The sequence below is a fragment of the Paenibacillus sp. JMULE4 genome, from assembly GCF_013337105.1.
Lineage (GTDB): Bacteria > Bacillota > Bacilli > Paenibacillales > NBRC-103111 > Paenibacillus_G > Paenibacillus_G naphthalenovorans.
This window is the reverse complement of the sequence record NZ_SGWF01000011.1, coordinates 430,391-450,814: the sequence shown is the minus strand read 5'-3', so window position 1 is coordinate 450,814 and position 20,424 is coordinate 430,391. Positions and strand designations below refer to the sequence as shown.

Sequence of the window (20,424 nt, the reverse complement as noted above, 5' to 3'; positions counted from 1 at the left end):
TTATTTGAGAATGGCCACGGCGTCGATTTCCACTTTGATGCCCAGCAGTTGGCTGCCTACGGTTGTACGAACAGGGTAAGGCTCCTTAAAGTAGCGTTTATACACTTCGTTAAAGGCCTGAAAATCCCCCAGGTCGCTTAGATGGACCGTCACTTTCACCACATCGTCAAACGTAGCGCCGGCTTGCTCCAATATGTACTTGAGGTTATCCAGCGTTTTAGCCGTTTGTTCTTCGATCGTATCGCCTTGAACCTTTCCCGTTTCGGCATCGATCGGTCCTTGTCCCGCCGTATAGATCGTATTGCCGAATTGGATCCCTTGCGAGTAAGGACCCGCAGGAGCCGGCGCCAGACGGGTCAGCAGTTGTTTTTTCATTGTCTATTCCTCCCTTTTTATCAATGGCCATCGGTTGGTCATTCCGTACTGCCGTCAACTCCGCACCATTCCGTCATGGCCAGCGCATACAGCTTCACCAGCAGGAAAAAGTCCTCCACCTCGATATACTCATCAGGAGCATGGGCATTTCCGCCTTTGGGTCCCCAGATGACCGCCGGTGTCCGGCTGTAAAGATTAAATACGAAGGAGTCGCAGGCAAAGGGCGCTCCTTGTACGGGAAGACCGCCGGGATATACGGTTTGGGCCACCTTGGACAGCACCTCTAAAGAAGGATGATCCTCAGGAATGCCTGTCCCCGGCAGAAAACGGATCAATTTCTCAATGACAGGCGGCATATCGCGGAGAATGTCATCATGGGCAGCCTTTTCCCTGTAATAATTTTCGAAGTCGCGGCGCAGCTCCTCTTCCGTTGTCTCCGGATAACACTGAATCCATACATCGATCGTACAGTGGCTTGGCACCCTGTCGCTTAGAGGCGAGTTAACGGGACCCGCTTTCACGCTTTGTACGTACGCGGGCAGGCCGTGGTCATTCACGAACCAACGGGATTGGGATCTCTTTCTGCGATGATCGGTTTCAAACTGATGGAAGATCGTAAGGAATCTTGCTGCGGCAAAGACGGGATTGATCAAAGGCTCTCCGCTGAAGGAACGGCCCGGACGCCCCCGGAAGGTGATTCGGAACATACTGCCGCCCTGATTGGCCGGGCAAATGGCGAGATTGGACGGTTCCGGCACGATGGCCAAGTCCGCTTCGTAGCCTTTTAACACGCAGGCCAGCGTGGCGTTTGCGCCTCCATACTCTTCATCGACGACGGTCTCGATGATGACGTCTCCCTTTAAGGCAATCTTCAGATCTTCGAGCAGCTGGAGAGCCATCATAGCCGCCGCCATCCCGCCCTTCATGTCGAACAGGCCCAACCCGTACTGCTTGCCGTCTTTTACTGTTCCGGAGAAGGGATCGACCGACCAGGGGTCTTCTCCTCTGGGTACCGTATCTACATGCCCGGTGAAGATCAGCGACCTTCCGCCGCCCTTTCCCCGCTTTCTTGCCACAACATTAGGACGGTTCTCATACTTCCGATTGCCCAGATAGGCTTGATGTTCCGTCAGGCCCGGTACATCGGTCGGCAGAAACATATCCATGTCACAATTCAACGTACTTAAAAAATGATAGATAAATTCCTGAATCTGTTTTTCGTCGCCCACAGGATAATGATTTTCGCTCGGGATCGAAACCAGGGACCTGTTAAAATCCAAAATATACTGGCGATGTTCATCTACCCACCGGCTGATGTTAGCGAGCATGAATAGCCCCCTTCCCATTCGCTTATTCTTGACAGATCTGTCCGCCGTCTACGACCAATTCCGTTCCTGTTATAAATGACGCTTCCTCTGAAGCGAGAAAAGCAAATGCGTTGGCGACATCCTCCACCTTGCCGTAACGGTTCAAGGGAATTTTGGAAGTGTAGTTTTGGACTTCCTCCTTGGACATGCCGCCTTCCAGCGCCAATTCGGTCAGTATGAATCCCGGGCAGACCGAATTGACCCGAATGTTAAACGGCGCAAGCTCGATCGCCATCGATTTGCCAAGCAGGATAACCCCTGCTTTCGTTGCATTATAATGAGCAAGACCTTTTTCGCCCAATATTCCATTCGTCGAAGCCATGTTCACGATGACCCCTGCATGTTGTTGTTTCATTTCGTGTGCAACCAATTGGGAGCACAGAAAGACACCTGTCAAATTCACATTCAGTGTATCCTGCCAATTTTGATCCGTGATGTCCAAGAACGGTTCGAAACGGGCAATTCCCGCATTATTGGCCAGAATATCAATGGATCCGAATGTCGTTTTCGTAAATTTCACCAGCTCCAAAACCTGCTCCCGCTTCGTCACGTCAACCGTAATACGGTGCACAGTTCCATATTCACTCAATTCTTTGGCCGCGTTATGTAATCTTGTTTCTCCCAGATCGCAAATGACCACCTGTGCGCCTTCCTGAAGAAACTTCTTGGCGATAGCCTTTCCGATCCCCCGGCCGGCCCCTGTTACAATGGCCGTTTTGTTCTGTAATTTCACACCATCAACTCCTCGTATAGTATGTTTAGAATCTTCTTTTTGAAGAATTTCCAGTTAATCTGCAGTGAAACTATGGTGGACGTAGCCGACCCGCACCGCAGCCCGAAGGGCAAGGAGCGGAAGTCGGGGTCCAGAGAGAAAACCGCTCTTTGACAACTTTAAAAAATACAATTAGGGTCTTGGACTTTTCGTGATGTTCCCAGACAATGAGCTTAGGGTCATTTGGGGAAATTCGTCTCACTCCTGTAGTTCGACTACATCTAAAGTCTGTTTCCCCAGCACTCGTTTGAACTTCTTACCCGCTGGCTGTCCCCTTCGGCAACCCATGCTCGAAGATAGCAGCTTCGAGGCAGCTCATGGACCGAAGGAAGTTCTCATATGCGAGGGTGACTGATCGGCGAGCGCGCTGGGGGCATCCCGAAGAGTCCAATTCCCTAAATCCCGAATCCAGAAGGGAGGGATCACCCTTGAAATTATTTGTCGGTATTGACGTCAGTTCAGAAGAACTGGAAGCGTGTTTCATGAATCCGGAAGGCGATACGCTTGAAACGCTCAAGGTAGAAAACAATCTACACGGTGCCTCGCATCTGCGCGACCGCATCGTGGCTGCTGCGGACAAGCTGCCGGCTTCCGAAATCCATATCGGCCTTGAAGCAACCTCGGTCTATAGCTGGCATCCGGCTATGTACCTGCATGAGGATGCCTCGCTTCAAGAGCGGAAAACCAAGGTGTTCACGATCAACCCGAAGCTTATCAACAAGTTCCGGGAAGCCTACGCGGATATGGACAAGACCGATCGGATCGATGCCTGGATCATCGCCGAACGCCTGCGCTTCGGCCGTCTCACGACGACCATCGTCATGCAGGAGCAGTACATCGCGCTTCAGCGCCTGACGCGCATGCGGTACCATCTGGTTCACAACCTGACACGCGAGAAGCAGTACTTCCTGCAGAATCTGTTCTACAAATGCAATGCGTTTCGTTCCGAAGTCGACAGCTCCGTTTTCGGCCACGCCATCATGGAGATGCTCTCGGAAAAGTTCAGCCTCGATGAGATTGCCGACATGGAAGTCGCCGACTTGGCCGACTATCTCAAGGAGAAGGGAAAGAACCGTTTCCCTGACCCGGAGCATGTCGCCCGCTGCATCCAGAAGGCTGCACGAGCGTCCTACCGCCTTTCAAAGGTCGTAGAGGATTCCATTGATCTGGTTCTCGGCACTTCCATACAGGCCATCCGGAGTATTCAGAGCCAACTGAAAGAGCTGGACAAGGCGATCGAACGCATTCTGGCTGGCATCCCCGGCGCTCAGTGCCTGCGCTCCATTCCGGGCATCGACCGGGTGTACGCCGCCGGCATTCTGGCGGAGATCGGCGACATCGAACGCTTTAGCGATCAGGCCGCCGTAGCTAAATATGCAGGCCTGACATGGCGTAAACATCAGTCCGGGGGCTTTGAGGCCGAAGATACCAAACGCATTCGTTCCGGCAACCGATTCCTTCGTTATTACCTTGTTGAAGCTGCCAACTCGGTGAAAAACCGCGAACCGGAATTCGGCGAGTATTACCGGAAGAAGTACGTTGAAGTGCCTAAGCATCAACACAAACGCGCCCTCGTCTTAACGGCAAGAAAACTTGTGCGTCTGGTCGATGTGCTGCTACGCAACGGCCAACTCTACACGCCTGGAAGGAAGGTGACAACTGCGAAGGATTAACGCCTCCTTTGCCAAAGTCCTTCACGGATTCCCAGTTAAAATCTGGTAATTAACTCGATTTTCGACTGGGTTTAGTTTGGTGTTGCCTTTTTCCCTGAGTCATCGCGTTTTGGGCCAAAATAATTTCCAATTTCCACGAATCAGGGACTTGACATATTACCGCTGGACTTTAGCCTTATGTTAGTTAGTTAATGTTCTTTTCTAACTAAATAGTACTCCACACACGCTAATAATTCAATAACAATTTTCTAAATTTTATAAATATTCTGTTATTTAATGAGGTTAAATATATTTTGTTTTCCAGGGCATGGTGCGGCACATCAATGCGGCAATGCCTAAAAAGCTTAGTAAAGAAGTTTCAGCTTCTTCACTAAGCTTTTTGGTGTTTTCCATATGCATGATTGTTCCGACACGATACCTTGGAGTCAAATCTCTATCCGGCCGTCCATGCCGGATGATTTATGACACTGTGGAATGAACATCTTCGGCGATGACGGCGTCGCTGCTTTCTTTCCCTTTTTTCTTTGAAGCCAATTTTCCAAGAACGATAACAAGCACAGCCAGTCCGATCGGAAGCACATAGTGGCCCGCCGGGAACACCGATTCCAAATAACTTCCCACGGCCTTGTCGCTTAATACCATTTCTCCCGCTGTATATCCAAGCAGTCCGGCACCCAGCCACACAATGATGGGGAACCGGTTCATGAGGCGCATGAGCAATTGGCTGCCCCAAATAATCAGAGGTATACTGATCGCCAGACCCAGGCCGATCAGAACAAGATTCCCGCCGGCTGCTCCGGCTACTGCAAGCACATTGTCCAAGCTCATGACAAAATCGGCAATGATAATGGTTTTAATCGCCTCGGTTATCGTAGATCCGGACTTCAAGTGTTCTTCATCTTCCCCGCCTTTTAACAGCTTAACGGCAATGTACAACAGCAGCAATCCGCCGGCTACTTGTACAAAAGGAATTTGCAGAAGCCAAACGGCGACGAACGTCAAAATGACTCTTAATGCGATGGCGCCAAAACTCCCCCAAACTACGGCCTTTTTCTGCTGGTTCTGAGGCAAATTACGGCACGCTAAAGCGATTACAACCGCATTATCACCACTTAATACAATATTAATCAAAATAATCTTCAGCAGTCCAACCAGAAATGCCCCTTCCATCCACCTGTCGCTCCTTTTATAAATGAAGAATAGAATCGTTACCGTAAGGGCTTACATTCAAGATCTACAAGCCTGTGATGCATTTTTTCATTGCAATCCTCCCAGAAGACAATGTGTGTAGCATATATATTACACAATACTATATTTTCTCCTTTTTCAAAAGAAAAAAATTTCCGCTTCATGGCACAATATGCATCCATGCCAGTTCTATACCGGTAAAATCGGGAACAAAAGTAGACAAAACGAGACTCCATTCTCATTTTGTCTACTTTTTATGGGACATGGGCACAAAACGGCCATTGCTGCGGGAGATTTGGTTTGGCACAGTTTTTGCTTAGTTATTTGGTGTGAAGGCGGCGAAACGGATTGCCGCTGCCGCTTATTCACAAGCTGCAGGCCATGTCATTTCAAATTCAAGAGGAGGTTGAACGTATGGTAGACGTTGTGAAGGACAAGAAGATCACGTTAAGCAGAGAAAAAGCCGGCTGGATCTTTCAAAAAATGCTGGAAATTCGTAAGTTCGAGGATAAGGTTCATGAGTTGTTTGCCCAGGGAAAGCTGCCCGGATTCGTTCATTTGTATGCCGGTGAGGAAGCGGTCGCTGTTGGCGTGTGCGCACACCTTGACGATAAGGACAGTATTACCAGCACACACCGCGGACATGGCCATTGTATTGCCAAAGGCTGCGATTTGGATGGCATGATGGCCGAGCTGTTCGGAAAAGCAACCGGGCTCTGCAAAGGAAAAGGCGGGTCCATGCACATCGCCGACTTTAATAAAGGCATGCTGGGCGCAAACGGGATCGTAGGCGGCGGATATCCGCTGGCATGCGGTTCTGCATTAACCGCCAAATATAAGAAAACCAATGCGGTAAGCGTATGCTTTTTCGGCGACGGCGCGAATAATCAGGGAACCTTTCATGAGGGAATCAATTTGGCCTCCATTTGGAAGCTGCCTGTTGTGTTCATAGCGGAAAATAACGGCTATGGGGAAGCAACCCCGTTTCATATGGCCTCTAGCTGCAAAACGATCGCCGAACGTGCAATCGCTTACAACATTCCGGGCATCCGGGTCGACGGAAAGGACGTGCTTGCCGTCTATCAAGCTGCGGAGGAAGCCGTACAAAGAGCGCGCAGAGGCGAGGGCCCGACATTAATCGAATGTGTCACCTACCGCAACTACGGACACTTTGAAGGAGATGCCCAAAAATATAAAAAAGAAGAGGAGAAAAAAGAGCATCTAAATGAAAAGGATGCCATTCAGCAATTCAGAGCTTATTTGCTGAATCAGCAGCTGTTTACAGAAGCGGATCTGGTTGAAATCGAAACATCCATAGATCAAGCGGTCGAGGCGGCTATCGAATATTCGGAACAAAGCCCCTTCCCTGACGAATCCGAGCTGCTAACCGATGTTTATGTATCTTATTAAAAGGGGGATACCAAGATGGCCAGAAAATTGAGTATGTCATCGGCAATTAATGAAGCGATGAAGCTTGCCATGCGTAAAGACGAAAATGTCATTTTGCTTGGCGAAGACGTGGCGGGCGGAGGCGGCGTTGACCATTTGCAAAATGATGAAGCCTGGGGCGGTGTATTGGGGGTTACGAAGGGCCTGGTCCAGGAATTCGGCCGTGAACGGGTTCTCGATACGCCCATTACCGAGGCAGGATTCATCGGAGCTGCGATGACGGCGGCCGCTACAGGATTAAGACCGATCGCCGAGCTCATGTTTAATGATTTCATTGGCAGCTGTTTGGATCAAGTCCTTAATCAAGGCGCTAAATTCCGCTATATGTTCGGGGGCAAAACGCAGGTGCCCGTCACGATACGTACGACGTATGGCGCCGGCTTCCGGGCGGCAGCACAGCACTCTCAAAGCCTGTACGCGCTTTTCACGAGCATTCCGGGGCTTAAGGTTGTCGTTCCCTCTACCCCTTACGATGCGAAAGGCCTGCTGCTGGCCGCTATTGAAGATAACGATCCCGTGGTCTTTTTTGAGGATAAGACGCTGTATAATGCGACCGGCGAGGTTCCCGAAGGGTATTATACGATTCCGTTAGGCCAAGCGGACATTAAACGGGCAGGCTCCGACCTGACCATTGTGGCGATCGGCAAACAAGTGCACACGGCATTAAAGGCCGCAGAACAGCTTGCGGGCAAAGGGATCGAGGCGGAAGTCGTCGATCCGCGAAGCTTGTCCCCGCTTGATGAAGATACGATACTGGCCTCGGTAAGCAAAACCAACCGGCTTATCGTCATTGACGAGGCCAATCCCCGATGCAGTATAGCGACGGATATCGCCGCATTGGTCGCGGATAAAGGATTCGATAGTCTGGACGCGCCGATTAAACGGATTACGGCGCCCCATACCCCTGTCCCCTTCTCTCCTCCGCTGGAGGATATTTACTTGCCGACACCGCAAAAGGTACTGGCCGTTGTGGCTGAGCTTTTGGGGGACAAATCGCTGCAAAGCGTCTAATTTCAACATGATCGGTGGGAAAACCAATGGCTGTAGACATTGTAATGCCTAAATTAGGAATGGCAATGAAAGAAGGAACGGTTTCCATTTGGCATAAACAAGCCGGAGATACGATTGCCAAAGGAGAAATCATTGCCGATATCAGTTCGGAGAAAATCGAGATGGAACTGGAATGCCCTGCAGACGGAGTTCTTTTGGAGATCGTTGTACCCGAAGGGCAGGGTGTTCCTCCGGGAGCAGTCATCGGCTATATCGGCCATCCGGATGAAAAAGTGAACAGACCTGCTGCAGCTACGGCCCAACCCGCAGCCCAAAATCAAGACTCTCCTGCTGCAAGTGTAGAAACGGCCGCTTCAGCGGAGGCCGCCGGATCTCAAAAGAAAGGGGAGATCAGGATCTCCCCTATCGCTCGAAAAATGGCGGAGGCCGCCGGATTGGATATCGCTTCCATTTCAGGAACCGGCCCGCAGGGAAGGATTACGAAAGAGGATATCGAACGTGAAATTTCGAACAAATCCTCCGCCACACCGGCCCGGCAGTCCGAACCCGATATATCCGAAGACGAAGAGCAAACCGTGCAATCGCCGGTCACCGGCATCCGCAAGGTCATAGCGACCCGGATGCTTGACAGCTTGCGCCATAGCGCCCAACTCACGCTCAACTTAAAGGCCGATGTCACTGAGCTTTTGGCGCTCCAAAAACAGATCAGCGAATTTATCCGGCAGCAATATGAGGTCAAGCTGACAATAACCGATTTTATCGCCCGCGCAGCCGTCCTTTCTCTGCTGCAGCACAAACAAATGAACAGCGCTTATATCGACGATCGAATTCTTACGTACAGCCACGTTCACCTCGGCATCGCTGTCGCCCTGGATAAAGGCCTGGTCGTCCCTGTCATACGCCATGCCGAAAAACGCTCTTTGCCGGATTTGTCCCGACTCATCAAATCCTTGGCTCAGCAATCGCGCGACGGCCAGTTAGGCAGCGAGCATATGCAGGGTTCAACCTTTACCATTACGAATCTCGGCGCTTACGGCATCGAGCATTTCACTCCTGTATTGAACCCGCCTGAAGCCGGAATCCTCGGGATTGGAGCCGTTCAGGATACGCCTGTCTACCTGGGTGAAGCTTTGCAGCGCAGAAGTCTCCTCCCGCTCAGCCTTACCTTCGACCATCGGGTATTGGATGGGGCGCCGGCTGCTGAGTTTCTTCGAACGCTTAAGAGCTTTTTAGAAAATCCTTTGCGTTTGGTTCTGTAGAAAGAAGGGAAGTTTCATGAAAACAATAGCTGTTATTGGAGGGGGACCTGCAGGATATGTGGCGGCGATCGTCGCCGCCAGGCAGGGTAAAGAAGTCACCCTTATCGAGCAAAAGGATTTGGGAGGCACTTGTTTAAACGAGGGATGCATGCCGACAAAGTCTTTGTTAGAGAGCGCAGAAACGGCCGAAAAAATCAAACATGCCGCACAGTTTGGCGTACGCCTCCCCTCCCATGAAGCGGAAATCGATTGGGACGGTGTTCAAGGCTACAAAAACGATATTGTAAAAAAGCTTGTCATGGGGATCGGATATTTGATGAAAAAAAATAAAATCAAGGTCCTCAAAGGAAAAGCAAGCTTTGAAACGGATCGCCGTTTATGTGTAGAGCAGGAAGGCAAACAAGTATTCGTTGAAGCGGATAAAATCATTATTGCCGCCGGCTCAGAGCCCGTTAGCCTGCCGTTTGCGCCATTTGACGGCGAATGGGTGGTTCATAGCGGCCAAGCCATGGCTCTCCCTGCAATCCCCTCTTCCCTGCTCATTGTCGGCGGCGGCGTTATCGGCTGCGAATTTGCAAGCATTTACAGCCGGATGGGCACCAAAGTAACGATGGTTGAGATGGCGGATCAGCTTATTCCGGGCGAAGATGCGGATATTGCCGCCATCCTGCGGCAGCAATTGGAAAACTCGGGTGTGACGATCCATACTTCAACGGTCCTGCATCATTTGGATTCCCATGACAAAAAGGCCAGGCTTGAAAACAGCAGCGGCGTCTATGAGCTAAGCGCCGATTATGTGCTGGTCTCCATTGGAAGAAGGCCCCGGACTTCAGGGCTGGGCCTGGAAAATACTCTGGTTGAATTTTCCAAGCAGGGCATCAAGGTCAATGAACATATGCAAACCAACATTCCTCATATCTATGCATGCGGGGATGTCATCGGCGGCATTCAGCTCGCTCACGTCGCATTTCATGAAGGGACCGTAGCTGCGATGCATGCTTGCGGAGGCGATGCAAAAGTGAATTATCGGGCAGTTCCCCGCTGCATTTATACAGCGCCTGAAATTGCCGGCGTAGGAATGACCGAAAATCAGGCAAGACAGCAATACGGAGATATTCGAATCGGGGAATTCCCTTTCACTGCGAATGGAAAGGCGCTCATTCTAAATGAGCCTGTCGGCAAGGTCAAAGTGCTGGTCGAGCCTGAATTTAACGAAATTATCGGCATGTCTATCGTGGGACCCCGGGCCACGGAACTGATCGGGCAAGGCGCGGTCATGCTGCACGCGGAATTGACTGCGGATGTTATGGAGCATTGGATTGCCGCCCATCCGACATTATCCGAAGCCGTTCACGAGGCTCTGCTCAGCGCTATCGGCCCAGCTTTACATGCTTGAATGCCTTCGACAAATTCATTGCAAGGGCGGGGTTCAAATGAAAGCTGCTTTTTGGTACGGTATCCGTGATGTACGTATCGATGAAATTCCTGCCCCGGTCGTTCAACCGGGAATGGTTAACATCAAGGTGGCGTGGTGCGGCATATGCGGCACGGATTTACACGAATATATGGCGGGCCCCATCTTTATCCCCGATCAACCGCATGCCCTTACCCATCAACAGGCTCCTGTTATTTTGGGCCATGAATTTGCCGGCGAAGTCGTTGAAGTCGGCCAAGGGGTAACCAGGGTCAAGGTTGGGGACCGTGTCACGGTTGAACCGATATTGGCTTGCGGCTCCTGCATTCCTTGTCAAAAAGGATTATACAACGTTTGCGACACATTAGGGTTTCATGGTTTAAGCGGAGGCGGAGGCGGCTTTTCGGAATTTACCATGGTGAAAGAGAGCATGGTTCACCGGCTGCCCGATCCTATGTCTTATGAGCAGGGAGCCCTGGTCGAACCGGCTGCCGTTGCCCTGCATGCCATCCGCACAAGCAAATTAAAAGCCGGCGACAGCTGTGTTGTTTATGGGGCGGGTCCCATCGGACTTCTGGTGATCCAAGCGGCCCGCACGGCAGGAGCCAGCCGTATTATTGCTGTAGAGGTTTCAGAAGAACGCCAACAGATGGCCAAGGCCCTGGGAGCCCATCATATCATCCATCCGTTAAAAGAAAATGCGATCCAGGCCGTTCACCGGCTCACCAACGGCGGTGCCGATATTTGTTTTGAGGTCACAGGGGTTGACCGCTGCTTGAATGATGCCATAGATTGCGCTAAAACCGACGGTCAAATCATCATTGTTAGCATTTGGGAAAAGCAGGCGTCCATTTTTCCAAACAACCTCGTACTAAAGGAACGGGAGATCAAAGGCGTGCTGGCTTACCGCAATATTTTCCCGGCTGTCATCGACCTCATATCGGAAGGAAGATTACAGGTCGATCAATTGATTACAAGGAAGATCTCCCTCAATGATTTAACGCAAAAAGGATTTGAAGAACTGATCCGAAGTAAGGAGCACATCAAAATTCTGGTTTCACCGTCATTGGTTTAGTGAATGCCTGACAGCGATTCGCTTGCCTGAGGCTTCCTTCCGGGAGGCGAATCGTTGTCGGGCGCAGACAGAGGATAAATTTGTAATTCCGGCGTTGTAAGCGAAACCATTTTAAGGTTATAATAGGAGAATACCAACCATGCCTACGTAAACTTTGAAGTTATATGCTGCGACATAATTTCAGAGGAGCGGGTAAAATGTTTGAAAGCGCATTCAACCTTGATATTTGGAATCGCTTCGTTCGGGAAGGTGTGCTTGATTCATCGCGCCTCAATCAAAGGATCGTTGAATCTTGGTACCGTTCCAGGAACGCGCATGTGAATCCTCATCTGGATAAGGGCAGATCGATTTTAAACGATGATCTGCTTCGCTGCCAAATGGCCAAAAATGCACTGCTTCAGGATATCGCTCTGCCTCATCTGCAGCGAATGAATTCCTTTGCGAATGATTTGGGCATGATCGCATTATTGATTGATCCGGAAGGTTATGTTCTATCCATTTCGGGCAATAAAGATGTTCAAATGGCCGCATCCAAAATGAATTTTGTCGAAGGAGTTCGATGGACGGAGGGCGAAGTCGGCACGAATGCCATCGGTACAGCTTTATCGACGGAAGAACCCATCATGGTAACGGGTACGGAACACTATTCGGTGGCTTCCCATCGCTGGAGTTGTTCTGCCGCTCCCATTCGCCACGATGACGGAAAGCTCATCGGCATCCTCGATGTTTCGTGTCCGGTCGACCGTGCCCATCCTTATATGCTCGGGATGGTGACTTCCGTTGCTTATTCGATTGAACGTGAAATCAGTATACGCCATCATAAGGATGAGATGGAGCTCATCCAGCGTTCCATGGATATCATTGAAACGGATCGGCCTGTCGTCATTTGCAACAATAAGCAAGTCGTGGTATGCGCCAGCAAACCGATTCGTCATAACATGCCGGGATGGATAGGGTCAAAACCTCATGACTTCATGGAATATGGATACGCGCTTCAAATGGAGATCCCCATCTATTCCAATGTTCATAACGGAATCATCGGAAGTGCCGTCCATTTCATAGAGGCGAAAATAAAGCCGGCCCCCCTGTGTTTCATCTCTCAGGTTCCCTCTACCCCGTTTGAATTTAAAGGAGAAAAAGGTATAAGCCAAGCTTTTCAACGCACACTGGACGAAATGAAACGGGTGGCCCCCTCCGACACCAGTGTTTATATTTCAGGAGAAACAGGAACTGGAAAAGAAGTCATTGCCCGAACCATCCATGAGAACAGTTCTCGGAAAAACGGACCCTTTGTGGCTGTAAATTGCGGAGCGATTCCAAAGGATCTGATGGAAAGCGAATTGTTTGGCTATGCGGAAGGAGCTTTTACAGGCGCACGGCGCCATGGGTATAAGGGGAAATTTGAACAAGCGAATCAGGGGACCTTATTTCTCGATGAGATTGGAGAAATTCCCCATTCGATGCAAGTTGCACTTTTACGCGTTCTCCAGGAACGAAAAGTCGTTCCTCTTGGAAGCGCCAAAGAGATTCCTGTCGATATCAGAATCATTACAGCTACGCATCGCGACCTTGGCCAGCTTGTTAAGGATGGGAAATTTCGTGAAGACTTGTATTATCGTCTCCATGTTTATCCGATCGATGTCCCGCCTTTGCGTGAAAGGAAAGAAGACATACCGTACCTGGTCCGATATTTTTGCGGCAAGCATCAATGGAACATCCCCTTGCATCCGGCATTATTCGAGCGGTTATTGGAATACCATTGGCCCGGCAATATACGGGAACTGATCAATGTGCTTGAACGTTTGCACATTGTATCCCAGGGTGAAGAGATCGCCCCTTTGGAAACAATGCATGTTCTGGACAGATTAAATATCCGCGGAGCTCTATCTTCAAATCCTTCACTGGAACAAAACAACACCCATATCCCGGCAAATGAACCGGCACCCTGCAGCTTGCGTGATCAAATCCAAAAGGAGCAGATGACGGAAGCTTTACAAAAAACGAAAGGCAATGTAACGATGGCCGCTCAATTATTAGGTATACCCCGGAGCACTTTTTATAAAAGACTTCGGAAGTTTAATATATGATTGGCGCCAAAAACAGATTCGCAGCCGCCTCCGTTTCCACACCAGGGGCGGCTGCTTTGCTTCCCGCCTACCCCTCGAAACGATAGGTCGGCGAGCCTTTGATGCCCAGCTTGACGCGGAAAAGTCCCCCCGCATGCGGCTGCTTCTCCAATTCTTCTTCACTTAAACCTACTCTTGCCGTTGTAATATACAGCTCATCCAGATGCTTTCCCCCGAATACAACGGAAGTGACCTTGGAAGCAGGCAATGCAATCGAGTCCAATCTCTGCCCGGTAGCCGGATTCCAACGCGAAACTCGAGCGCCTTCCCATTGCGCCACCCACAGCATCCCTTCGTCGTCAATCGTCATTCCGTCAGGTATGCCTTCTCCCTCCGGTATGGTGACGACCGTCCGCTTGTTACGAATGGAGCCGCTCTCCAGATCATAATCGAAGGCGGCCACCTGCTTCGTTACCGAATCAATATAAAACATCGTTTTATTTTCTTTATCCCAGGCCAAGCCATTGGAGATCCCCACGCCATCAAGTACTTTTCTTACCTGGAGATTCTGATCCAGACAATAAAGCGCTCCGCTAATTTCTTCCTGGTTATGATCCATCGTGCCGGCCCAAAAACGTCCCTTTGCATCACATTTGCCGTCATTGAAGCGGTTGTTGGGCCGACCGGTTTCCGGCTCGGCGATCGGGATCAATGAGTCCGAAGCCGGGTTCAACCTGTAGAAGCCATGCTGTGCAGCCACAATGAATCCCCCCGAAGCTTTCGGAACTGCGGCGCCAACCATTCGGTCTACTTCAATGAAACGGCTTTGGTTCGTTTCCGGATCAAAGCTCCAAATCTTGCCTTCAATGATATCTACCCAATACAGAAGTTGTCTGTCATGATCCCAGGCCGGACCTTCTCCCAGCGTATTCTTCACATCAAGCACCAGTTCTACTGCATGCATCGTATCCTCTCCTCTCCAGAATGAACATCGGGACACCGATCCCTATCCGGGCCTCCATTCATTTCAGCGTGCCACGTTGAGCACGATTTTTAATATATCCGGGTCCTTATTCTCCATAAGCTGGAATGCTTTTTCCAATTCGTGAAGTTCAAACCGGTGACTGATGAGCGGCGCCGTATTTATTTTACCGGACTGCAGCAGTTCGATCACGGTTTTCCATACGCCGGGACTGCCTAATGACCCATGCATTTCAAGATCGTAGGTTACGAACTGATCCACGTCAAAAGCAGCCCGTTTACCTCCGCACAATCCAAGCAAACTAATCCGCCCTCCCGGCACGATATAGTCCAATAGCGATTCCACAACGGAAGCATTTCCGGTCGCTTCCACCACCGCCGTAAATAAATCCGTCCTTGTCCCGTCTTTTACATTCATCGTTTCGTCCGCACCGAGGCGTAACCCCATTTCCAAACGGCGGTGGCGGATATCGAAGAGAACCACTTTTTTCGCACCGAACGCCTTCGCCATCTGTACGGCAAGCAGCCCGACAGGGCCCGCCCCGATCACCGCCACCGTATCCTCGGGAGTAATCGATATTTTGCTTACTCCACGGAAGGCCACGGCCGCAGGCTCGATCAGGCAAGCTTCCTCATACGAAAGAGAAGCATCAAAACGGTGAAGCGCATGGGCCGGATAAACCATGTACTCCGCAGCCGCTCCGTCTTTGCCCAGCACTCCGTTTTCCAATCGTTTGGGGCACAGATTATACCTCCCCTTTTGACAATAAGAGCAATGCCCGCACGCTATCGTTGTCTCCCCAACGACCCGGTCACCTACATTAAAATCCTGTACCTCGCTGCCTAAGGCGATGATTTCCCCCGACCACTCATGACCCGGAATGACGGGAAAGGAGGATTGATTCGTTTGAAAATAGACCATCGTCCCTTGATAGATTTCCAAATCTGTAGCGCAGACGCCTAAACAATGGACTTTGACCAGAACTTCATCCTCCCTGCAGACAGGCACTTCCAGTTCGCCGCAGCGAATGATTCTCGGACCTGTGATTTGCACCGCTTGCATCGTTTTCGCCAATCTCATGCCAAGCTCCTCTCTACCTGCTTATTTCCATGCCGCTTATTATCCGTTCATCAGCAGGAGATCATATGTTTGCCCAAATTGGCTTCGGCCAGCTCAACCATGTGCTGAACCACCGCCGCATCCTGCAAAGTAGATAACGGAGCCTTCCCCTTGTCGATGCATTCATTAATAAAGTATTCAGACTCATAGAAAAACAATTCCTCATATTTGGGATAGGCTTTGCCAAGCGTACCGATCGCCCGGTTGTACAGCACATCTCTCCAGGAATAATTCATTCCTCCCTGGGTACCCAACACCTTGACCAGGTACGTCCACGGACTGCTCGTATCGTCGTCACAAGCAAAGCTTGAAAAGAGAACCGCTTGTGCGCCGCCCGGCATTTCCAGCAGCATAACCGATTGATCCTCGCGTTCCAGTGTTTGATAGTGCAGTTTCGTCGCGGAACAGCTCATCGCCTCAGGCTTCCCCAGCAAATAGAGGGTCGTATACAGGTGATGGGTCATGATTTGCCGGATCACGCCCGGATAGTGTGAAGCCAGCTCCTCGCTATGATGAATGATAAATGTGAACCAGGCGCTGCATATTTGCCCGAGCGCCCCTTCTTCGATGTAGCGCTTCATCTTGATCATTTCCGGATGGTAGATATAATTGTGAGCGGGAAAGCATACACGGTTCATTTCCTGCGCCACCCGACCGATCTCGCGGATCTGCTCTACGGTCATGGCAACGGGCTTTTCGATCAGTACGTGCTTGCCGGCTTTCAAAGCCTGAACAGCCTGTTCATAATGGGCCTCCACCGGAGACAGGATATAGATGATGTCTATTTCATCGGATTCAATCAGCGCACGGGCATCGGGATAAGCCTTGGCCTGCCATTCCTTTTCCCTTCTGCTCAGCCGCTCTTGATTCAAATCCGTTATTCCGGCCAATTCCGCATGCTCCAGCTTATCAACGGACAGCTGATGCAGTTCGGCCACCGCCCCTGTCCCAATGAAACCTATCCGATGCTTGCTCATTCGTATCCCTTCCCTATCCTTTAGTTTTGGAGGAGCCCATCACATTGGCCGCCACCGCGACAAATAAGACGATGCCCGTAGCCAGGTTTTGCCCGGCGGACCCAACCCCTAGCAGATTTAATCCGTTGACCAGAACGCCCATTAACAATACGCCGACCAGCGTCCTCCACATGCTGCCCACTCCGCCGAACAGCGAGGTTCCGCCCAGGATGACCGCGGCAATCGGAGGAAGCTGCAAACCGACCCCGGCTGTCACCTGAGCACTCCCGATCCGCCCGAGCATGAGAATGCCGGCGAGAGCAGCCAATATGCCGCTGATGGTTAGCACCAGTACTTTATATTTGGCGACGTTGATCCCCGACATTTTCGCCGCTTCTTCATTGCCCCCGATCGCGTAAACATTTCTTCCGAACACCGTCCTGCTTAAGATGATGTGGCTGATCACAAAGATCACTGCAAAAACAAGGACAATGGACGGAATGCCGAATACTTTGCCCGAACCGAACCATTGGAGACGGTCGGGAATGCCGTACAACGGTTGAGCGCCCGAAAACCATAAGCTGATCCCGTCCACGATAAACATCATCGACAGCGTTGCCATAAAGGTAGGTATTTTTAATTTGGCGTTGGCAAATCCGGAAACCGCCCCGACCATAGCCCCGATGAACAATGTGCAGATGATCGCAAGCCAAACCGGCAGCGCAACGCCTAATCCAAAGCCTCCGGTGCTAAGAGCGCCCGCAACTAAACCGCTGAATGTCATAATGCTCGCGATGCTTAAATCAATTTCAGCCGTAATAATGACAAAGGTTACCCCAATGGCCATAATGCCGATAATCGCCGACTGTCTTAAAATGTTAAGGATATTCGCTACAGAAAGAAAGCTTTCGGCAAGGATGGAAAAGACGATGATAATAAGGAACAAGCCGATTAACGGACCTATCGTTGTCATATCCAGCTGCCGAAGTCCTCTGCTCCCGAGAGGGACTTCCGAAGACCGTTGGAGATGTTGGTTCAGCTTACTTTCTTTGTTCGATACAGCCATCTGTTATCCCCCTTTCCCAGCTAGACCACATCCTTGAAGATATGATTCATTATATTTTCCTTCGTGATCTGTTCATTCCTTAGCTCATGGACGATCTTTCCGTGATTCATGACCAATACGCGATCCGCCATGCCGATCAGCTCCGTAAATTCCGATGAAATAAATATAATGGCGATCCCCTGCTCGGCCAGCTCCCTCATCAGTTGATAGATCTCCGATTTCGCTTTGACATCAATTCCTTTGGTGGGCTCATCCAAAATCATCAGCTTGCAATCCAGCGCCAGCCATTTGGCCAAAATGACCTTTTGCTGGTTGCCTCCGCTCAAATTGCGGACCGGAACATGCTCGGAAAAGGTTTTAATATTGAGCTTGCTTATATACTTTTTGGCCTTTTGTATTTCCAGACGGCGATGAAGCAGCAGATGCCTGACCGTATCGCGGATCGTCGTTAAATTAATATTTTCCTTGACCCCCAGGCAGCCGATGAAGCCTTCTTTTTTACGATCCTCCGTAATCATGGCAATTCCCTGTTTAATCGCATCCATAGGGCTTTTAATGACAATGGGCCGGCCGTTGAGATACGTATTTCCCGAGTCCTTCCTGTCTGCTCCGAAAATCGCACGCGCCAGCTCCGTACGGCCTGCCCCGTTCAAGCCGGCAATCCCCAGGATTTCCCCTTTGCGAACCTCCAGTGAAATATGATGAAAGTTTCGTCCGGTATACTGCTCAATTCGAAAAACAATCTCTTCTTGCACGCTTCCCTTCCCGGGATATATCGTTTCTGCATGATGCTCCGTACCCGTCATTAAAGAAATCAGGTTCTTTTCGAGATCCGGACTTTTAACGGATAAATCCAAGGTTTCGATTTGTTGTCCGTCACGCATAATGGTCACCTTGTCAGATATGGCATAAATTTCTTCCAGCTTATGCGTGATGAATATGATCGCTTTGCCGCTTGCCTTCAGCTGACGGAGCGTTTCAAACAATCGGGTCACTTCTTTGTCGCTTAAAGCGGAGGTCGGTTCGTCCAGCAGCAGGATTTCCGCATTCATGGAAAGCATCTTGGCGATCTCGACCATTTGCCGGTCAGCAATACTTAGCCGGCCGACCAAATCATTGGTAGAGATCGTTAAATTCAGCAGAGCAAGAAGCTGCTGCGCATTTTCGTGCAGCTTTTTGTAATGGACCAAGCCGATCGAATTTCGCGGCAAGCGCCCAAGATAGATGTTCTCAGCCACATTCAGCTGCGGGATCAGGCTTAGCTCCTGATGAACCATGCCGATGCCCAGTAGCCTCGCATCCTCGCTGTTTTTCATCTCGGCCCGCCGGTTGTTGACATAGATTTCCCCTTCGTAATCCGTATAAATCCCGTCGATAATTTTAATCAAAGTGCTTTTCCCGGCGCCATTGGCACCCAATAGTGTATGAATCTCGCCTTTGTATATGGATAAATTGATATCCTGGAGCACCGTTATCCCGTTGAACTGCTTGCCAATATGCTTTGTAAACAGCGCGCATTCCTTTTCTACCCGTCGGGACATTCCCGCTCCCCTTTCCATGATCGTTTTCAATGAAAGCGGAAGCTCTATCATGCCCCCGATAGAGCTCCCCGCATGGATTACCAAGCCTTTGTTTTCAGCATGTCATCCGCATTGGCTTGATCGATAAGATCTGTAGGAACCCATACCTGCTCCTCCACCTTCTCCTGATTTAAATGCTTCACTGCTGTCTTTAACCCGTCCCCGAGCATGCTTGGATATTGCAGTGCCGAACCGTATATTTCTCCCGACTTGATTTTTTCTACAGTCGATTTCTGGCCATCCATCCCTACCATAATGAGCTGCGTATCGCGGTTTGCCGCCTTGGCCGCCTGCCATGCCCCTTCAATCATCATGTCGTTATGAGCAATGAAACCGTGCAAAGTTTTATTGGCGGTCAGGATATTCTCTGCAGCCCGCATCGCAGTGGTGGATTGAAATTCTCCGTTTAAGCTGGCTACAATCTTCACCTTGGGATTGTTTTCGAGTATATTGTGAATCCCTTTCCCGCGCTCGATCGCCGCAGACGAACCGGGTGTACCTTGAAGCTCAGCCACATTCCATACCGGCTCGTTCGGATATTTTTCTTCCAATCCCTTGAGGAACAGCTTGGCGGCATTTTCCCCCATATCCTCATGGTTGGTCCCGATATGCGCGACAACCTTGGCATCCTTGGAGGTGACGCTGCGGTCTACCGTAAAGACGGGGATGCCTGCTTCATTGGCCGCTTTGATCGCCGGGGTTACGCCTTCGGTTGTAATCGGAATGAGAACGATGGCATTTACCTTTTTGACAATCATATCCTCCACATCTCTGTTCTGCTTCGCCTGATTATTCTCTGCATTGTAGAAGGGCGCTTCCACGCCTAATTCCTTGGCTGTCTCCTGCCATGACTTCTGGGCGGCTACAAAGAACGTAAATTCGAGCGACGGCACCGACGTTCCGATGACGAGCTTCTTATCCGCAGTACCGCCGCCTTGAGGCGCAGGCGTTGGAGGTTGGTTGGTTGCGCTTACATTGGATCCGGAAGGAGCGGAACCGGAACAAGCCGTTAGAAATACGAGCAATAAAATGAGCATAGCGGTAAATCCTTTTTTCATGATGGCACACCCCT

At 50.4% G+C, this 20,424-nt stretch carries 17 protein-coding genes; 7 read left to right on the top strand and 10 right to left on the bottom strand.

Features of this window, described 5'->3' with window-relative positions:
* The 3 genes from EXW96_RS07380 to EXW96_RS07370 are packed head-to-tail and all read right to left on the bottom strand — an operon-like array spanning position 1 to position 2,475.
* Entirely contained in the window at positions 1-375 is a 375-nt protein-coding gene (locus EXW96_RS07380; protein WP_062409086.1) for a RidA family protein, read from the bottom strand.
* Between the two features lie 38 nt (positions 376-413).
* On the bottom strand, positions 414-1,703 hold the full coding sequence (locus EXW96_RS07375; RefSeq protein ID WP_074727517.1) for a M20/M25/M40 family metallo-hydrolase: 1,290 nt from the start codon (positions 1,701-1,703) through the stop codon (positions 414-416).
* Positions 1,704-1,725: 22 nt separating this feature from the next.
* The gene (locus EXW96_RS07370; RefSeq protein ID WP_062409088.1) at positions 1,726-2,475 is read right to left on the bottom strand and encodes an SDR family NAD(P)-dependent oxidoreductase; all 750 of its coding nucleotides are present in this window, start codon (positions 2,473-2,475) and stop codon (positions 1,726-1,728) included.
* 467 nt (positions 2,476-2,942) lie between these two features.
* On the opposite strand from EXW96_RS07370, the gene EXW96_RS07365 reads away from it, so the two are divergent.
* Positions 2,943-4,187, top strand: a complete 1,245-nt coding sequence (locus tag EXW96_RS07365) for an IS110 family RNA-guided transposase (RefSeq protein ID WP_074730232.1) — start codon at positions 2,943-2,945, stop codon at positions 4,185-4,187.
* 459 nt (positions 4,188-4,646) lie between these two features.
* Here EXW96_RS07365 and EXW96_RS07360 read toward each other — a convergent pair whose 3' ends face one another.
* Positions 4,647-5,357 (bottom strand): TerC family protein, encoded by a 711-nt coding sequence (locus EXW96_RS07360; RefSeq protein ID WP_137670243.1) that lies wholly within the window; start codon positions 5,355-5,357, stop codon positions 4,647-4,649.
* Positions 5,358-5,789: 432 nt separating this feature from the next.
* On the opposite strand from EXW96_RS07360, the gene EXW96_RS07355 reads away from it, so the two are divergent.
* The 6 genes from EXW96_RS07355 (at position 5,790) to EXW96_RS07330 (ending at position 13,670) form a co-directional block, all read left to right on the top strand.
* Positions 5,790-6,785, top strand: coding sequence for a thiamine pyrophosphate-dependent dehydrogenase E1 component subunit alpha (locus EXW96_RS07355; protein WP_174350429.1), 996 nt, complete (start codon positions 5,790-5,792; stop codon positions 6,783-6,785).
* Positions 6,786-6,800: 15 nt separating this feature from the next.
* Positions 6,801-7,835: an alpha-ketoacid dehydrogenase subunit beta gene (locus EXW96_RS07350; protein ID WP_054819504.1), complete on the top strand. Its 1,035-nt coding sequence runs from the start codon at positions 6,801-6,803 to the stop codon at positions 7,833-7,835.
* Positions 7,836-7,861: 26 nt separating this feature from the next.
* Positions 7,862-9,094 (top strand): dihydrolipoamide acetyltransferase family protein, encoded by a 1,233-nt coding sequence (locus EXW96_RS07345; RefSeq protein WP_174350239.1) that lies wholly within the window; start codon positions 7,862-7,864, stop codon positions 9,092-9,094.
* Between the two features lie 16 nt (positions 9,095-9,110).
* The gene (gene lpdA / locus EXW96_RS07340; protein ID WP_137670241.1) at positions 9,111-10,490 is read left to right on the top strand and encodes a dihydrolipoyl dehydrogenase; all 1,380 of its coding nucleotides are present in this window, start codon (positions 9,111-9,113) and stop codon (positions 10,488-10,490) included.
* A gap of 37 nt (positions 10,491-10,527) precedes the next feature.
* The gene (locus tag EXW96_RS07335; protein ID WP_054819503.1) at positions 10,528-11,583 is read left to right on the top strand and encodes a 2,3-butanediol dehydrogenase; all 1,056 of its coding nucleotides are present in this window, start codon (positions 10,528-10,530) and stop codon (positions 11,581-11,583) included.
* Between the two features lie 197 nt (positions 11,584-11,780).
* A complete protein-coding gene (locus EXW96_RS07330) occupies positions 11,781-13,670 on the top strand; it encodes a sigma-54-dependent Fis family transcriptional regulator (protein WP_062409092.1) in 1,890 nt (629 codons plus the stop codon).
* A gap of 67 nt (positions 13,671-13,737) precedes the next feature.
* Here EXW96_RS07330 and EXW96_RS07325 read toward each other — a convergent pair whose 3' ends face one another.
* The 6 genes from EXW96_RS07325 to EXW96_RS07300 all read right to left on the bottom strand — a co-directional run bounded on the left by EXW96_RS07325 (position 13,738) and on the right by EXW96_RS07300 (position 20,410).
* Positions 13,738-14,613: an SMP-30/gluconolactonase/LRE family protein gene (locus EXW96_RS07325; protein WP_174350238.1), complete on the bottom strand. Its 876-nt coding sequence runs from the start codon at positions 14,611-14,613 to the stop codon at positions 13,738-13,740.
* A gap of 63 nt (positions 14,614-14,676) precedes the next feature.
* Positions 14,677-15,711 carry a zinc-dependent alcohol dehydrogenase gene (locus EXW96_RS07320; protein WP_062409094.1) on the bottom strand — a complete coding sequence of 345 codons (1,035 nt, stop codon included), beginning with the start codon at positions 15,709-15,711 and terminating at the stop codon, positions 14,677-14,679.
* 50 nt (positions 15,712-15,761) lie between these two features.
* Positions 15,762-16,727 (bottom strand): Gfo/Idh/MocA family protein, encoded by a 966-nt coding sequence (locus EXW96_RS07315; protein ID WP_174350237.1) that lies wholly within the window; start codon positions 16,725-16,727, stop codon positions 15,762-15,764.
* 13 nt (positions 16,728-16,740) lie between these two features.
* Positions 16,741-17,772 carry an ABC transporter permease gene (locus EXW96_RS07310; RefSeq protein WP_062409096.1) on the bottom strand — a complete coding sequence of 344 codons (1,032 nt, stop codon included), beginning with the start codon at positions 17,770-17,772 and terminating at the stop codon, positions 16,741-16,743.
* Between the two features lie 20 nt (positions 17,773-17,792).
* Positions 17,793-19,364, bottom strand: coding sequence for a sugar ABC transporter ATP-binding protein (locus EXW96_RS07305; protein ID WP_174350236.1), 1,572 nt, complete (start codon positions 19,362-19,364; stop codon positions 17,793-17,795).
* A 26-nt stretch (positions 19,365-19,390) separates the two neighbouring features.
* The gene (locus EXW96_RS07300; RefSeq protein WP_174350235.1) at positions 19,391-20,410 is read right to left on the bottom strand and encodes a D-ribose ABC transporter substrate-binding protein; all 1,020 of its coding nucleotides are present in this window, start codon (positions 20,408-20,410) and stop codon (positions 19,391-19,393) included.
* Positions 20,411-20,424: the final 14 nt, after the last annotated feature.

Excerpts from the sequence above, each read along its gene's own strand:
- EXW96_RS07380 (WP_062409086.1), bottom strand. The coding sequence starts at position 375 with ATGAAAAAACAACTGCTGACCCGTCTGGCGCCGGCTCCTGCGGGTCCT.
- EXW96_RS07375 (WP_074727517.1), bottom strand. The coding sequence starts at position 1,703 with ATGCTCGCTAACATCAGCCGGTGGGTAGATGAACATCGCCAGTATATT.
- EXW96_RS07360 (WP_137670243.1), bottom strand. The coding sequence starts at position 5,357 with ATGGAAGGGGCATTTCTGGTTGGACTGCTGAAGATTATTTTGATTAAT.
- EXW96_RS07355 (WP_174350429.1), top strand. The coding sequence starts at position 5,790 with ATGGTAGACGTTGTGAAGGACAAGAAGATCACGTTAAGCAGAGAAAAA.
- EXW96_RS07350 (WP_054819504.1), top strand. The coding sequence starts at position 6,801 with ATGGCCAGAAAATTGAGTATGTCATCGGCAATTAATGAAGCGATGAAG.
- EXW96_RS07345 (WP_174350239.1), top strand. The coding sequence starts at position 7,862 with ATGGCTGTAGACATTGTAATGCCTAAATTAGGAATGGCAATGAAAGAA.
- lpdA (WP_137670241.1), top strand. The coding sequence starts at position 9,111 with ATGAAAACAATAGCTGTTATTGGAGGGGGACCTGCAGGATATGTGGCG.
- EXW96_RS07335 (WP_054819503.1), top strand. The coding sequence starts at position 10,528 with ATGAAAGCTGCTTTTTGGTACGGTATCCGTGATGTACGTATCGATGAA.
- EXW96_RS07330 (WP_062409092.1), top strand. The coding sequence starts at position 11,781 with ATGTTTGAAAGCGCATTCAACCTTGATATTTGGAATCGCTTCGTTCGG.
- EXW96_RS07325 (WP_174350238.1), bottom strand. The coding sequence starts at position 14,613 with ATGCATGCAGTAGAACTGGTGCTTGATGTGAAGAATACGCTGGGAGAA.
- EXW96_RS07320 (WP_062409094.1), bottom strand. The coding sequence starts at position 15,711 with ATGAGATTGGCGAAAACGATGCAAGCGGTGCAAATCACAGGTCCGAGA.
- EXW96_RS07315 (WP_174350237.1), bottom strand. The coding sequence starts at position 16,727 with ATGAGCAAGCATCGGATAGGTTTCATTGGGACAGGGGCGGTGGCCGAA.
- EXW96_RS07310 (WP_062409096.1), bottom strand. The coding sequence starts at position 17,772 with ATGGCTGTATCGAACAAAGAAAGTAAGCTGAACCAACATCTCCAACGG.
- EXW96_RS07305 (WP_174350236.1), bottom strand. The coding sequence starts at position 19,364 with ATGATAGAGCTTCCGCTTTCATTGAAAACGATCATGGAAAGGGGAGCG.
- EXW96_RS07300 (WP_174350235.1), bottom strand. The coding sequence starts at position 20,410 with ATGAAAAAAGGATTTACCGCTATGCTCATTTTATTGCTCGTATTTCTA.